The 15,853-nt window shown below is 36.6% G+C and carries 15 protein-coding genes; 13 read left to right on the top strand and 2 right to left on the bottom strand.

The genetic code is table 11. The annotated features are described in order from the left end of the window. Positions 1-5: 5 nt before the first annotated feature. Positions 6-1,559, top strand: coding sequence for a histidine kinase N-terminal 7TM domain-containing diguanylate cyclase (locus MKY37_RS09590; RefSeq protein WP_340776470.1), 1,554 nt, complete (start codon positions 6-8; stop codon positions 1,557-1,559). Between the two features lie 206 nt (positions 1,560-1,765). Here MKY37_RS09590 and MKY37_RS09585 read toward each other — a convergent pair whose 3' ends face one another. Then, entirely contained in the window at positions 1,766-3,121 is a 1,356-nt protein-coding gene (locus tag MKY37_RS09585) for a M48 family metallopeptidase (RefSeq protein ID WP_340776468.1), read from the bottom strand. A gap of 119 nt (positions 3,122-3,240) precedes the next feature. Between MKY37_RS09585 and MKY37_RS09580 the strand changes: the two genes are divergently transcribed. The 4 genes from MKY37_RS09580 to MKY37_RS09565 all read left to right on the top strand — a co-directional run bounded on the left by MKY37_RS09580 (position 3,241) and on the right by MKY37_RS09565 (position 7,001). Beyond that, entirely contained in the window at positions 3,241-4,062 is an 822-nt protein-coding gene (locus tag MKY37_RS09580) for an ABC transporter permease (RefSeq protein WP_340776466.1), read from the top strand. Between the two features lie 4 nt (positions 4,063-4,066). Next, on the top strand, positions 4,067-4,846 hold the full coding sequence (locus MKY37_RS09575; RefSeq protein ID WP_340776464.1) for an ABC transporter ATP-binding protein: 780 nt from the start codon (positions 4,067-4,069) through the stop codon (positions 4,844-4,846). Between the two features lie 11 nt (positions 4,847-4,857). Beyond that, complete coding sequence (locus MKY37_RS09570) at positions 4,858-5,943, top strand: ABC transporter substrate-binding protein (RefSeq protein ID WP_340776461.1); 1,086 nt, start codon at positions 4,858-4,860, stop codon at positions 5,941-5,943. 605 nt (positions 5,944-6,548) lie between these two features. Further along, a complete protein-coding gene (locus tag MKY37_RS09565; protein WP_340776458.1) occupies positions 6,549-7,001 on the top strand; it encodes a YaiI/YqxD family protein in 453 nt (150 codons plus the stop codon). Here MKY37_RS09565 and MKY37_RS09560 read toward each other — a convergent pair. After that, the gene (locus MKY37_RS09560) at positions 6,998-7,864 is read right to left on the bottom strand and encodes a glycerophosphodiester phosphodiesterase family protein (protein WP_340776455.1); all 867 of its coding nucleotides are present in this window, start codon (positions 7,862-7,864) and stop codon (positions 6,998-7,000) included. The two genes, MKY37_RS09565 and MKY37_RS09560, sit on opposite strands and share 4 nt — an antisense overlap. A 181-nt stretch (positions 7,865-8,045) precedes the next feature. On the opposite strand from MKY37_RS09560, the gene MKY37_RS09555 reads away from it, so the two are divergent. The 8 genes from MKY37_RS09555 to MKY37_RS09520 all read left to right on the top strand — a co-directional run bounded on the left by MKY37_RS09555 (position 8,046) and on the right by MKY37_RS09520 (position 15,839). Next, on the top strand, positions 8,046-9,176 hold the full coding sequence (locus MKY37_RS09555; RefSeq protein ID WP_340779884.1) for an ABC transporter ATP-binding protein: 1,131 nt from the start codon (positions 8,046-8,048) through the stop codon (positions 9,174-9,176). Further along, positions 9,173-10,084 carry a carbohydrate ABC transporter permease gene (locus MKY37_RS09550; protein WP_340776453.1) on the top strand — a complete coding sequence of 304 codons (912 nt, stop codon included), beginning with the start codon at positions 9,173-9,175 and terminating at the stop codon, positions 10,082-10,084. Before MKY37_RS09555 ends, MKY37_RS09550 begins: the two co-directional genes overlap by 4 nt. Beyond that, positions 10,081-10,893, top strand: coding sequence for a carbohydrate ABC transporter permease (locus tag MKY37_RS09545; RefSeq protein ID WP_340776451.1), 813 nt, complete (start codon positions 10,081-10,083; stop codon positions 10,891-10,893). Before MKY37_RS09550 ends, MKY37_RS09545 begins: the two co-directional genes overlap by 4 nt. Before the next feature lie 37 nt (positions 10,894-10,930). Then, positions 10,931-12,298 carry an ABC transporter substrate-binding protein gene (locus MKY37_RS09540; RefSeq protein ID WP_340776449.1) on the top strand — a complete coding sequence of 456 codons (1,368 nt, stop codon included), beginning with the start codon at positions 10,931-10,933 and terminating at the stop codon, positions 12,296-12,298. A gap of 233 nt (positions 12,299-12,531) precedes the next feature. Continuing rightward, on the top strand, positions 12,532-13,623 hold the full coding sequence (locus tag MKY37_RS09535; RefSeq protein WP_340776447.1) for a metallophosphoesterase: 1,092 nt from the start codon (positions 12,532-12,534) through the stop codon (positions 13,621-13,623). Between the two features lie 4 nt (positions 13,624-13,627). Beyond that, positions 13,628-13,780: a hypothetical protein gene (locus tag MKY37_RS09530; RefSeq protein WP_445323033.1), complete on the top strand. Its 153-nt coding sequence runs from the start codon at positions 13,628-13,630 to the stop codon at positions 13,778-13,780. A gap of 493 nt (positions 13,781-14,273) precedes the next feature. After that, positions 14,274-15,221 (top strand): oxygen-dependent tRNA uridine(34) hydroxylase TrhO, encoded by a 948-nt coding sequence (gene trhO / locus MKY37_RS09525; protein WP_340776445.1) that lies wholly within the window; start codon positions 14,274-14,276, stop codon positions 15,219-15,221. A 171-nt stretch (positions 15,222-15,392) separates the two neighbouring features. Continuing rightward, on the top strand, positions 15,393-15,839 hold the full coding sequence (locus MKY37_RS09520; protein ID WP_340776442.1) for a GNAT family N-acetyltransferase: 447 nt from the start codon (positions 15,393-15,395) through the stop codon (positions 15,837-15,839). The last annotated feature ends 14 nt before the right edge of the window (positions 15,840-15,853 follow it).

The raw sequence follows: 15,853 nt of genomic DNA, 5'->3' as shown, positions 1-15,853 counted from the left end.
TATACTTGTCATACATTCTAGTAGTTATATTGGCGGGCACAATAAGTTTATTTCTTAGCTTGTACATTCTAGTAAAAGCTAAAGATGCCCCTGGCGGAAAGTCGTATATTCGAGTTACATTTTTATCATCGATCTTCACCTATGCTTATGCTTTTGAATTAGCAAGTACATCCTTAACAGAAATGAAGTTTTGGCTTAGTATAGAATATCTTGTCATGCCATTTATACCAATATTTGTACTATTCATGTGTATAGAGTATGTAGGGCATAAAATAAAAACGTGGAATTATGCACTTTTTGTCATTCCTCTCACTACGATATTTATGATGCAAACAAATGAACTACATCATCTTTATTACAGAACGATAAAGGTAGATAGGAATGGTTTATTCCCTGTACTAGATTTAGAGTGGGGTCCGTGGTTTTATGTTCATGCCATTTTCCTATTTGTATGCTTAACAATATCGGTCCTAATATTGCTAAGAGAATTTCGTAAATCTTTATTTATGTTCCGTATGCAAACTTTATTGATGGTGGCAGGTTTGCTTATTCCAGTCATAGCAAATTATTTTTATCTAAATGATTGGAGTAATGGCATTGATCTTGGACCAATATCATTGAGTATCACTTTTATGTTCCATGGTGTGGCTCTTTTAACCTTACAAATGTTCAATGTTGCACCTATAGCTAGGGAAAGTGTATTTGAAAGTTTGAAAGAAGGCGTGATTGTGTTAAATCAAAATCGGGTGATAGTTGACTATAATAAAGCTGCATTAAATGTGATCCCCACTATGAGCTCGCATTATATTGGTAAACCTATTGCTGAAGTTCTCGTTCAAAATCCCTTACTTACGGAGAAATTGAAAGAGGAACAGGAGTGCGATTACACCAATTTTCTAGAGTCGGGGGCTACACACTTCCGGATCAATTTTTCAGAAGTTGTGAATAAAAGTGGATTACATGTGGGCAAAATTGTTACCTTTGTCGATGTCACTGAAAAAGTGCGAATGGAAGAAAAGTTAAAGCAATTAGCAAGTTTAGATGGCTTGACACAGTTGTATAATCGCACATTCTTTATGAAAAAATCTGAAATGATATTTGATGACTTAATGGCCTACGGCGGGGGTGTATCCATTATAATGTTTGACATCGATCATTTTAAAAAGGTAAATGACACATTTGGCCATGAGGCAGGGGATATAGTATTAACCCATATTACAAGCATTACTAAAGAAGAATTACGAGTAATAGACTTTATGGGGCGTTACGGAGGGGAAGAGTTCATTATATGCATGCCTGAAACCACTCTAATGGAGGCTACTTATAGAGCGAATAGAATTCGACAAGCGATAGAAGAAAGTTTTACAACCTTTAATGAAAGAGAAATTCTTGTAACTTCAAGTTTTGGGGTATCCTATGTTCAAATGGCGGCAGGAGAGGATAGATATTCTGTCCAACAACTTATTAGACAAGCTGACCAGGCTTTATATGCTGCTAAACATAAAGGTAGGAACTGTGTGGAAGTCTACGAGGCAAATGATATCTATATGCAAGTTTAGTATGAACAACTCGCCAAAAGTTCTTCTTAAAAATATATTTTTGAACGTAAATCAACATTGTTCGGATTTTATTACTACTTAGCTTTTTATGAATTGATGCAATATATATAAATAGAGCAGGCTACCGAAACGTATCGTCGGGAGCCTGCTTTTTACTTAGGATTGAGTTTATATCAAAATATTACTCTAAGATTTGGTGCCTACCACTATGGAGCACTAGTGAATTCATTTAGAGAATCAAGAAATTCATCATCGCTATTAACTCCCATTATGTTGTTGCCTGAATATCCTTCTGGATCAAGGGTAGCAGGATTAGCACCATACTTATATAGTAGTGCTGCCATGTCGTAATTCTCATAATAAAAGGAAGCTGTTAACGCATTAGTGTATTGATCTTCTGTGTTTGGGTTAGCACCATAGATCAATAATAACTCAGCAACTGCATTATTATCGGAGTAAACCGCATGGTGTAAAGCAGTTGTATTTTCTGCATCTCTTTCCTCTAAGTTGACACCATTAGCCACAAGTTCACGAATTGTTTCTTCATCATCAGCTAGAACTGCATCCATAAGTGGAGTCAAATTAAGTGATTCCTCTGTTAAAGGTGCAGTGCTCTCTAGTGTGGAAGTTTCTGTAGTGGAAGCCTCAGATGATAACGCTTCTTCTTGCAACAAGCCACCTGTAAAGAAATTTTCATACTTTACTGCACCAGTTACCATAACTGCTATGACTCCTATATATCCAATGATGAAAATACCTAGTAATGCACCAATACCAAGTGCGATTTTTGAAGTATTAGGATAATAAAGTGGAGTGCCCTCTACTTGCATGAAATGCCCAACTGCTTGGACCCTTTTTGGAGTAGTCGGGTGAGATGATAGTACTTCACTCAACCATATAAATACATTCGATTCGGTATTGATTTGTTCTAAGTAAGCATTTTCATTAACCTCTTTATATAGCTGTTTCCCAATACTCAATATGGTTAGTCCACGTTTTGCAGCAGCCCCATCTCTTATAAAGAATGCTGCATGTCGGTCACAAGTATACTCACAGGAACGACTATATGCTTGCGATAGAAAAGGCACTAAACGTGCTGGCAAGATAAACGTGTTTTTTAAAACGTGATTACGTTTTATATGTGTAAGTTCATGAGCAATGATGAAATCGAGTTCAGCATTCCCTTGCTCTCTAGCAAGCTCAAAAACTTCTGAATAGAGAACAACCATATGTTTTCCTAAAAAACGGGTTGCGAAGGCATTAAAAGCCCCTTCTGAGTGAACCACGAATACATCTGGCACCTTTTTAAAACCCATTTCCTGAGAAATATGTACGATTCTTTCATATACATCCGGAAATTGCTTTTCACTAATGCGAATTCCATTTGCACGGATATAACCCAACGACATGTAAAGTGCATAAATACTAAATAAAATAAGTGCTAGTAAAATAGCTATTCCGATTATTGAAACGATTGCTAAAAAGTAAATGAGTACACTGAATATTAGAGATAAAATAAAATATGGAATTTCGCGATTCGATCTTAACTGCATATCTGTCATATTATTCCTCCTTTTCCTTTAAAGTTATCAAACGATAAATTTTATGTCAATTTAAAAATGGGCTGTCTTTCACACAAATTCCTCTTTCGTCATATTATTTTTAGAAGAGGTGGTGAAAAATGCACGAAGAAAAAGAGGGCAAACTATACAATCCCTACGAAATGGAACAACAGGAATGGAAGAAGCGACAGGTAAAAGAACGAGGAAAGCAATTACTAACTATTATTTCACCTATTTTTATTCTTTTGTTGTGGGAAATTTGTTCACGCACAGGTGTACTTGATATACGATTCTTTCCACCGCCATCTGCAATTATTTCTACGTTTTTTGAGTTAATGACAAGTGGCATGTTATGGACACATATTTCCGTCTCTTTATATAGAATAGCAGCTGGATTTTTATTGGGGGTAATACCAGGAATAATCATTGGACTACTCATGGGGTTGTATGCTCCGATCCGTCATTTTATCTCGCCAATTGTCATGGCTTTTATGCCTATTCCAACTTTGGCTTTACTTCCGATTATAATTATCCTTTTTGGTATTGGAGATTTTTCTAAAGTTGTTACTATCGCAGGAAGTGTATTTTTCCCAGTAGTCATTAATACTGTCGCAGGTGTGTTGAATATAGAAAAGGTTCATTTAGATGTGGCCAAAAATTATGGAGCAAGTCCGACTGATTTCTTTCTCAGGATTGCATTCCCAGGTGCACTTCCCGTTATGTTAGAAGGAATTCAAATGGGGCAGGCGATTGCACTTCTTACGATTGTCGCAGCTGAGATGATGGGAGCTACATCAGGTATCGGATATTTAATCTGGACTTCCTACAAAGCGTTTATGTTGAAAGAGATGTTTGTCGGATTAATACTCATTTCTTTTTTTGGGTTTATGTTTTCTCTTTTATTACGTGGGCTACAAAGAAAAATTGTCCCTTGGAGGTGATTAGATGGACCAACCAGTGAAAATTTCTATTGATAATCTCACGAAAGTATTTTATAAGAAAAACAATAGTGTAACAGCTATACAAAATATTACGTTAAATGTAGAAGAAGGCGAGTTTGTCTGTATAGTTGGTCCAAGTGGATGTGGGAAAACAACTTTACTACGAATACTTGCTGGGCTGGAACAGCCAAGTTCGGGTACATTTTCCATAGAATCGGATACAGACTTACGGCCGCTGCAATCGATGGTCTTTCAGGAAAAGGGAGTCATACCCTGGCTGACTGTAGAAGAAAATGTTGCATTCGGATTAAATATGCGCCACTTACCAAAAGAATTTGTACGGAAGCAGACCAATTATTATTTGAAAAAAGTAGGTCTTACCAAATTTTCGAAGCTGTATCCAAAAGAACTCTCTGGTGGTATGAAACAACGAATAAGCATTGCTCGAGCATTTGCAAATGACCCGGAGATACTACTAATGGATGAACCATTTGCAGCACTGGATGAACAGAACAAATTCATATTACAAGAAGAACTACTGTCTATTTGGTCCGAAACGAAAAAAACGGTGATATTTATAACGCATAGTATTGATGAGGCTCTGTTATTAAGTGACCGTATAGTTTTGATGAGCGCTCAACCAGGTGAAATAGTAGAAGAAATAAAAGTTCCTCTACCAAGGCCACGCACGATGGAGCAAGTTCGTGCAAATCTAGAAATGGCGGAGCAGTTTATAGCGATCTGGAATCACCTACAACAGGAAGTCCAAAAGTCGAGAAAGTAAGGAGGAAATATGTGAAAAAATGGTGGATTGTAATTATAGCATCTATTGTACTTCTACTAGGTGCGTGTAGTTCTAAGGATAAAGATAGTACATCTAAAGTGAATGATGAAGTGAGCAAAGACAATCCTTCAGGTGACCTTGCTCCGTTGGATGAAAAAGTGAAGGTTGTTATTGCAGAGGATGGATCTGCCTCTGGAGCTGGATTTTATATTGCAAAAGAAAAAGGATACTTTGAGGAATACAATATAGATGTAGAGTTTGCAGTGTTCTCAAACAGTGATGAGATGTTACCAGCCCTTGCGTCTGGAGATGTAGATATCGCAGGAGGGGTATCGACTGCGTCATTCTTTAATGCCATTGCACAAGGAATTGACGTGAAAATTATTGCAGATAAAGGGCATAATGTGCCAGGGAAATCCTATTTTACATTTGTTATTGGAAACCAAATGGTAGATGAAATAAAAGATTACGAAGATTTTAAGGGTAAAAAAATTGCTATATCCTCTAAAAACTCGATTGATGAATATATCTATTTGGAAATGTTAAAGCATGCCGGATTAACGTCTGAGGATGTAGAGCTTGTATTGCTTGCTGATTTCGGAAGTATGCTAGGTGCAATTGAAAATGGATCAATTGATGCAGCGTTACAGATTGAACCTTTAATAGCACAAGGCATTGAAAATGAATTTCATCTGCGTTTTGGAGATGCGACGGATTATGCACCAGAATCTCAAATTGCGATGGTTTTAGGATCTCCACAATTTATGAGTGATGAACAGGATGTATCTCTGCGGTTTATGGCTGCCTATTTAAAAGGGGTTCGAGACTACAATGATGCCTTTATCAAAGGTGAAAATAAAGCTGAAATTATAGAAATTATGATAAAGCATACATCGTTAAAAGACTCAGCTCTTTGGGAAAAAGTATATGTAACTGGGTTAGACCCAGATGGAAAAATGTTTTTAGATGATGTATTAAAGCAATATGATGCATACAAAGAAAACGGAGCTATAAGTGGGGAAGTAGACTTTGATAAGGCGGTAGATACGTCAATGACAGAAAAAGCGGTAGAAATATTAGGAGCATACGAAAAGTAAAACGTCCAGAGTATAGGACGTTTATTTAAAAAGATAAGAAAGTTTATAATTTTCCATTCCAAAATCCATTGCATTCTGTTTCAGGAGGACGCGTTCAGTGGGGGGAAGCGATGAGCCATCATCGCCCCTTCGGGTATGTATGATGGTTCATTTGCTCAATCATCCCACCGGAGGCGTATATCATTATTTAAATACGGATGTTGTTGTTAGTAGTGGAAATACAATGAAACGGTGAGGATTTATCAAGTAAGAAGCGAAATAGCGAAAGAAACTGTATCTTCGTGAGCTTGTTCTATGTATTAGAAAGTCTTTTTTCTTTCATCATAAAAAACTGTACTAAAACTGTTACTAAAGTTGAAGAAGGGGATGGATAGATACACGCCATAAGATTACAAAAAAAGAGAGGCAGGTCGTGACTTGAGTCACGATCTGCCTCTCTAAAAATTCAGTGAATAATAATACTGTGTAATATCTTTCCAAAGCACTTTAAAACGATAGATACAGATCTTGAACTTAAACAGCGCTGCCTTTTTCTTATACATTGTACTTCGATAGATTGGATATAATACAATGGAAGGCAAGCAAGTAAAAAAGAGGTGCGTAAAATGGTAAATATTTTAGTAGATGCAGATGGGTGTCCAGTAGTGGATTTGACTATTGATGTGGCGAAAAAGTATAAATTGAAGGTAACATTACTATGTGATACCGCTCATTATATGCAACGAGAAGGTGCTGATACAATAATGGTATCTAAAGGAGCAGACGCGGTAGATTTTGTTCTAGTTAATAGAGTAAAAAAAGGTGATATAGTCGTGACACAGGACTATGGTCTAGCTGCGATGGTTTTAGCTAAACAAGGTTTTGCTATCGACCAAAACGGACGTTGGTATACCCCTGAAAATATTGACCAGCTTCTCGATAGTCGTCATATATCCAAGAAAATTAGACAGGCTGGTGGTCGTTTGAAGGGTCCAAAAAAACGTCAAAAAGAAGACAATGAAAAATTTGAAGCAAGCTTCCATAAAATTTGCGAGCACGCTCTTCAAACAGGAAACTAACTTTCTTCTTGCGGTAAATGCTCACCAAAAGTGGGATTATCTATGAAGACTCCATTTACATCAAGTCGGAAAGCATTTTTCACATCTATTTCGTTTTTAATAGAATAAAGATGAACCTGCAATCCATTTAATTGAGCATCATGGATAAAGTCTTGATCAACCGATTTTATATTGACCCCAATTCCACTGGCATAAGTTTGTAACCGTTTATAATCAGAATGGGATAAAGTAGCTTTCTCTTTGAAACTAAATAGTTGAATAAGAGGAAGCGCCGGCCCTAGTGCATGAAAATTTGTTAGGCTATCTTCATTAAAAGACTCCACAATTACTTTTGGTAGGTCTTGTGTTTCTCGAATTAAATCATACTTCTTTAATAAGGCAAAAAGTTCTTCCTCCATCCCTTTATAAATACGTGGCGACTTCAATTCGATATAATAGTTCACATCATCTCCGAAATGCATAAAGATTTCCTCTAAAGTAGGCACCTCTTCTTGTTCAAACTCTCTGTTAGCCAGTCCTGGATATTCCTCATTAAACCATTTCCCTGCATTTAACTGTTTTAATTCCTCCAAAGTGTACTCCTTTACAAATCCAGTTCCATTTGTTGTACGATCCACCTTTTCATCGTGCATGGCAACTAGAACGCCATCCTTCGTCATTTGTAAATCTATTTCAATATAGTCTACATCTGCTTCATGAGCTATCTCGTAGGCGATCATCGTATGTTCGGGTGCAAATGCAGAAGCCCCGCGATGTGCAATGATTAAAAACTTGTCATTTGCAATAGGTTGTATATTGCCATCTTGGTTATCACAGCCTGCAACTAAACATAAAATTACTAGTATAAAAAATAATAACCGCATAAGAGACTCCTTTTTTGTAAAGATTTTATAAGGTTTAGTTAAAATGTAAATATTGTGTAAAAATTGGGTATTTCTATATACATCAACGGTATGTCTTGTAAAATGAAATTGCTAGAAGTATTACTTAGTATATTCGATTGATAACACTACAATTTGATGATTGGTAGAGAGGATGAAGTGCTTGAAAAGGGTGGAACTGATCGATATCTCCAAATCTTATGATAAGCAATCTAATGTTATTTCCAATATTAACGTAACTATTGAACCGGGGGAATTTTTTGTTCTCGTTGGTCCCTCTGGTTGCGGCAAAAGTACAATGCTTCGAATGATTGCTGGACTAGAAGATATTACAGGTGGGATATTGAAAATTGGCGATACAGAAGTGAATGATTTACCACCAAGTAAAAGGGATTTATCGATGGTATTTCAAAACTATGCATTATATCCGCACTTATCGGTAGAAGAAAATATTCAATTTGGTTTACATGTAAAAAAAATTAATAAAAAAGAACGAGCGAAACGTACAGGTGAAGTGGCAACAATGCTTGGTTTGACGGATTATTTAAAGCGAAAGCCTAGAGAGTTATCTGGAGGTCAACGTCAAAGGGTGGCACTAGCACGGGCAATTGTGAACGAAGCACCTATTTGTTTAATGGATGAGCCACTATCTAATTTAGATGCAAAGCTACGAGCGCATATGCGTTCTGAGATAAGACAAATTCAAAGACGATTAGGGATTACGATGATTTATGTGACACATGACCAAATCGAAGCTATGACTATGGGTGATCGAATTATGATTCTTCATGAAGGGGCTATTCAGCAAATAGGCAAGCCTATCGAAATTTATAACACCCCAGCTAATCCTTTTGTAGCAACATTTATCGGATCACCTCCTATGAATCTAGCGCTAGGTTTTGGAGACAAATTGACAAGTACGATTCGGTTAAGTGATTCTATTATAATTCCGGTTCCAACACAGGATGCACATTATTTAACAGAGCGAGTAATTGTAGGGATACGTCCTGAACATATAAAAGCAGCGACAAAAGAGTCAAAAGATAAAGACAAAGTTGTGGTGGAAGTTTCGAATGTAGAAATTTTAGGAAATGAAACGATTTTCACATTTTTACTTAATGAGGAATCCTGGCAAGTTAAATGGAGCGGACAGTGGCAAATAGAAATAGGCGATAAAATTCCTTTAATTATGAACTATGAATCCTTTTGTTTTTTTGATAGTGAAACAAAGAATATTATTAAAACTCCCTCCGACGTTGAAAACCATGTATTTGGCAAAGAGGTATTTGTATGACGACTGTAAGCAGATCTAGAAAGATGAGCAATTGGAAACGTTCCTCTAACGCAAGAACGGCTCTATTGTATTTATTGCCTTCTATTATATTATTTTCTGTATTTGTTTTTTATCCGATGTTTCGGACCATTTACTTAAGCTTCTATTTAACGGATCAAGCGGGTGAAGCAGCAATTTTCGTAGGTCTAGAAAACTATGCTTATTTACTAGAATCAGTTGCTTTCCGCAACAGTATTAAAGCGACGTTCCTATTTGTTTTATATACAGTTCCAACAGGGATTATAATTGCACTGATTTTAGCGCTACTTGCAAATGAAAAACTAAGAGGAATCGGATTTTTCAGGACCATCTATGCATCCACAATGGGGGTTTCCGTTGCAGCATCCTCTGTCGTTTGGTTGTTCTTATTTCATCCGAGTGTAGGGATGTTCAACAAATTACTAAGTATCTTTAATTTGCCTCAAATTGAATGGCTATTAGATCCAACATGGGCATTATTTTCGGTGTCCCTGTCGACTATATGGCTGAATACAGGGTTTTCCTTCTTAATAATACTTGGTGGTTTGCAAAATATAGATGAGCATTTATATGAGAGTGCGCGTATTGATGGTGCTAGCTATTGGTATCGATTAAAGCGAATTACTATTCCAATGCTATCTCCAACTTTGTTTTTCATCATTACCATTTCATTGATCAATGCATTTCAGACGTTTGGCCAAATCGATATTTTAACTAAAGGTGGTCCATCTCAGTCGACTAATTTAATCGTATATTCCATATATAGAGAAGCATTTATCAATTATCAATTCGGGACAGCAAGTGCCCAGGCAGTGTTCTTATTTATATGTATTTTAATCGTAACAATTTTACAATTTAAGCTTGGGGAAAAGAAGGTGCATTACCAATGAGAATATGGAAAAAGCTAATTCTTTACTTCTTATTGACTGTTACTTCGTTAATCCTGTTTTTTCCAATTATTTATGCGTTTATGATAAGTTTCATGACTGGCGGAGAGATTTTATCTGGAAAGTTACTACCGTCCACCTTTAGTTTGGATAATTATGTAAAGGTATTTGATCGACTTCCTTTATTTAATTATTTGATCAATAGTTTTGTCGTTTCTATTGGGGTAATGATTGGGCAGTTAGTTGTTTGTAGCTTGGCTGCGTATGCATTCGTATTTATCTCGTTTAAGGGTAGAGATTTTATCTTTTTCTTATTTATATCGACGATGATGATTCCATGGGAAGCGACGATGATTCCTAACTTTTTTACCATTCAAAAACTAGATTGGATTAATACTTACCAAGGAATGACGTTGCCGTTTTTTGCATTGGCATTTGGTACGTTTTTACTAAGACAGCATTTTAAAACTATCCCGAAAGAGCTTCATGAGGCTTCGCAAATAGCAGGACTAAGTAAATTTGGATTTTTCTTTCGAGTAGTTTTACCTGTTTCTAAAACAAGTCTTGTTACATTAGGTGCTTATGGATTTTTGACTACATGGAATATGTATTTATGGCCACTTCTAGTGACGACCAATAATTCTGTTCGAACCGTCCAAATCGGTTTAAAGCAGCTTCAATCGCAGGAAGTGTCTACAGAATGGGGGGTGGTTATGGCGGGGGTAATTGTAGTTATCATACCAACACTACTATTATTATTTTTAGGACAAAAGCAATTACAAAAGGGGTTAACGCAAGGAGCTCTAAAATAACGGTTGTTTAAAACTAAAAAAGAGGTGTACGTTAAATATGAGGAAATCATCGAAATTTGCATTTTTAGCTTTATTATTACTTAGTCTTTTTGCTTTAGTAGCGTGTACAAACAGTGATAGTAGTTCGTCTGAAACGGGCGGTAACGAGGCAGAAACAGAAAAAGAAGTAGTTACCAATGAAGAAGGCAAGACAGTTATTTCTTTTTGGCATGCAATGTCTGGGGCAGGTCAGGTTTCCTTAGATGCTATTGTTGCAGACTTTAATACATCTCAAGATAAATATGAAGTGCAGGCAGAATTCCAAGGATCATATGAGGAATCATTAACGAAGCTTCGTAGTGTTGGAGGTACAAAAGATGCTCCAGCCATAACGCAGGTATTTGAGGTTGGAACAAAGTATATGATTGATAGCGGCTTTGTGGAGCCCATTCAAAAATTTATAGATGAAGATAATTATGACATTTCACAGCTTGAAGAAAATATTTTAAATTACTACACAGTCGATGATCAGTTATATTCTATGCCGTTTAACTCATCTACACCGGTAATGCTTTATAACAAGGATGCATTTAAAGCAGCTGGACTTGATCCAGAGAAGGCTCCAGAAACATTTTCAGAGGTTATTGATACTGCTGCAAAATTGAAAACAGATGAAATGAAAGGTTTCTCCATGCTAACATATGGATGGTTTTTTGAGGAGTTAGTTGCGACGCAAGGGGGATTATATGTAAATGAGGAAAATGGACGTGCGGCAGATGCAACAGAAGCGACCTTTAATGGACCAGAAGGACTAAACGTATTTAACCTGTTAGATACGATGAACAAAGCAGGGACTTTCGGAAACTTCGGAACGAACTGGGATGATATCCGCGCAGCATTCCAAACTGGAAAAGTTGCGATGTACATGGACTCGTCTGCAGGTGTAAAAGGAATTATTGATAACGCTCCTTTTGAAGTCGGAGCAGCTTATATTCCGTATGCGGATGAAGTAAAACGTAACGGGGTTGTTATTGGTGGAGCATCTCTATGGATGTCTAAAGGAATTGCGGAAGCAGAGCAAGAGGCTGCTTGGGAATTTATGAAATACTTAACTACCCCAGAGGTTCAGGCAAAATGGCATTTAGAGACAGGCTATTTTGCGATCAACCCATCTGCATATGAAGAACAAATCGTAAAAGATGCATGGGAAGTTACACCGCAGTTAAAGGTAACTGTAGATCAACTACAAAGCACGGAACCCTCTACGGCAACACAGGGTGCATTAATATCGGTATTCCCTGAATCACGTCAACAAATTGTAACAGCATTAGAAAATCTATATCAAGGAATGGATCCCCAAGAAGCACTAGATGCAGCAGCAGAAGGAACCAATCGTGCGATAGAAATTGCCAATAAAACAAAATAGATTAGAACATACAAAACGAACAAGAGGCATTCATTTGCTTTCTCGTTCGTTTTTTTTAATGATATGAACCCAGAGTTTCTCGTCTTTGAACTTTTAGTAGTGGGATTTGGAAAACAAAAAATTTAGTTGTAAAAATCATTAAATTTTATTAGGTTCTGGCGAAAATTAAAGTACATTTAATTACCTTTCATTTGATATAATATTCACAAAAGTGAAATTTTAGGGTGGGAATTATGATAGAAGTAAGAAGACTACAATTAGACAAAACAAAACGTGTGGTAGTCATTTCAGATATACACGCAAATCTAAAGCTATTCAAAAATCTATTACATAAAGTAGAGTACACGGAGGAAGACTATCTATTCATCAATGGAGATCTTTGCGAAAAAGGTCCAAATAGTTTAGAAGTCATGGAATTTGTAAGAGGTCTATGCGAACAATCTGACAAGGTCTTTGTAACAAAAGGAAACTGTGATGTAGTCCATCGTTATGTTTTTAATGGGAGTGGGGGAATCATCCCATACATGAATAGACAAAAGAATTCTGTTTTAAACGAAATGTTAGCCAAAAATCGTAAAACATTAGAAGATTTCATGAATTTAGAAGAACTTGCCCATTACTATCACCAATACTTTAAAGATGAAATAGAATGGATAGAATCATTACCAGTTGCTTATGAAACCGAAGATTTTATAGTCATTCACGCAGGTATTGAGAAAAAGGGAAATTGGAGAGAAACAACAGAAGAAGTAGCTTTATATACACAAGAATTTTATAACCAAGAGCACCAAGAGGAGAAAATAGTCATCGTAGGTCATTGGCCAGTTGTTAATTATCGAGAAACGCAAATTAGTTCACATAATCCGCTCATTGATTTGGATAAAAGGGTCATCGCATTAGATGGTGGAAATCAGATTAAGAAAGACGGCCAACTAAATGCGCTCATTATCCAAAAGGGTAAGTATACATATACATATGTTGATGAGTTAACAAACGAAATGACTGTGCAAAAAGAATATAACGATTCGATGAATAGAGTAGGGACCGTTACATATCCAAATTATGACCTGCAAGTAATACGTCAAGAAGAATACTTTGCTCTGTGTGAAAATACGAATCTCGGTATAGAACAATGGATTAAAAATGAATATCTACTATCTGATAATGAATCGACTCGTGCCAAGACTGACCTAAGTACAACTTTTTTATCTGTCAAACAAGGTGAAAAAGTGTCGGTAATTGATCAGGAATGTGAAGGATATGTCTTAGTAAAAAGAGAGAACGGGGAAGTGGGTTGGATACTGAAAGACTTCATAGATATTTGAGTTAATGACTATGGGCATATCTTTAAAAAATGTATTAGGTCTAAACCCGTCTATTCTTACAGATGTAAAACATGCTGTTAAGGCTTTAAAAGAAAAGGATCTTGTACGATTTGGAACATGTATTCATCACTTTAATGGATTTAGTGTGCAATTTTAGTTTTTTAGTGTAGGGTACCTGGTACTTTTCTCGATGGGATAGTTTTAGGAAACATGGTTCCTAAAACTATCCTCCATTGTAAAGTTGAATTTTTTTAAAAATCTCCTGTAGTTTCAAGCTAAAAAGGTGCTTACAACAGAACATGTCGCCCGCACCGGTTAGTGTCAAAAAGTTCTCCTGGCCTAGCAGCTAAATCTACATTTGAAGTTAAACAAATAAGAAAACATTTCACTTCATCTGCATTGGCTTGTAGATCTCATTTTATCCTCCTCCTTCTTACCAAATTTTTACCTGTGATATTTATATATAGATTTAAAATATTATTCGTTACAAGAATTTTAACTTTTATGCAAACTTCACCATCCGCAACACCGAAATCGTTTGTAAGGTATCAGGTACTTTTTAAATTATAAAAAGAAACAATCTATTTAACATTTGACGTATTTTTTGGTATATTAGACGGTGGACAAAATTAGAAAAGGTGGAGTAAAAAATGGAAACAAATGCATACAGAGTATTACTTTACTATAAATATGTCCCGATTGAAGATCCAGTAACATTTTCGCAAGAACATCTTGCAGCATGTAAGGAAATTGGGTTAAAAGGGCGTATTTTAGTATCAGACGAAGGAATAAACGGAACTTGCTCAGGAACGATTGAACAAACTGACGCATACATGAACATGATGAAGGCAGACGAACGTTTTGCTGACATGGTGTATAAAATAGATGAAACAGAAGGACATGCCTTCAAAAAAATGCATGTTCGTCCTAAGAAAGAGATTGTACATTTAGGATTAGCAGATGATATTAATCCAAATGAACTAACAGGACAATACCTCTCTCCAAAAGAGTTCTTTGAACAAATGCAAGCAGAAGATACGGTTGTTATTGATGCTCGTAATGATTATGAATTCGACCTAGGTCACTTCCGCGGTGCCATTCGCCCAGAAATTCGAAACTTCCGGGATCTACCGGACTGGATGCTAGAGAACAAAGAAATGTTCGAAGGCAAAAAAGTGCTTACGTATTGTACTGGTGGAATACGCTGTGAAAAATTCTCGGGTTGGTTAGTAAGAGAAGGTTTTGAAGGTGTTGGTCAACTACACGGGGGGATCGCAACTTACGCCAAAGATCCAGAAGTCCGTGGACAGCTTTGGGATGGGCAAATGTACGTATTTGATGAGCGCATCGCTGTACCGATTAACCAAGTAGAGCATGTCGTTGTAGGTAAAGACCATTTCACAGGAGAGCCATGCGAGCGTTATGTAAACTGTGCAAACCCTGATTGTAATGATAAAATTCTTTGCTCAGAAGAAAACGAACACAAGTATCTACGTAGTTGCTCGGACGAATGCCGTGAGCATCCACGCAACCGTTACATCGTAGAACATAATTTATCTGAAGAAGAAGTAGAAGCTAGATTAGCTGCTATAAAATAATGAATGAGATCCCATGTCGGTTTACTGGCATGGGATTTATTAGTTGTCACAACTCTGTGACTGTATATTATGTAGAGACTTGAAATATATTAAACGTATAGAGGGGATTTGCCTTCCTATATAGAAAGTAACAAAGAGTTCATTTTTCAAAAATAGAATGGAGGAACGTATATGTCAATCGAAGTGAAAAATATTTCAGATTTGAACGCAGTCAACGTATCCAAACTAATTAAAGAAAGTGAAAAAGAAGGGTATCGTTTCGTGTCAAGGTTAGCATCGGAATATGAAGACGGAACGCATCGCTTCAGTGAACAGGGAGAAGCAATTTATGGCGCATGGGATGGAGATGAGTTAGTGGCAATTGGCGGTTTGTTTAGAAATACCGCGAGTGAATCTGACAACTCTGCTCGACTATACCGATTTTACACTTTACCAGAGTATCGTCGAAAAGGTGTAGGAAGTGAACTTTTAAAGGTGGTTTCTGAAAACGCCAAAGGTCATTTTAAGGAAATAACGACTAAAACAGAATCCGCAAAGGCAGATTCTTTTTACCGTGCAAATGGATTTTTATTTGACGAACGCTCACCGGATGTCACTCATGTGATGAGCCTAGAATAGAAAGGGTTTACATT

This window comes from Psychrobacillus sp. FSL K6-2836 (assembly GCF_038003085.1).
GTDB lineage: Bacteria > Bacillota > Bacilli > Bacillales_A > Planococcaceae > Psychrobacillus.
The sequence above is the reverse complement of the archived record's forward strand: the minus strand, read 5'-3'. Positions and strand labels throughout refer to the sequence as shown.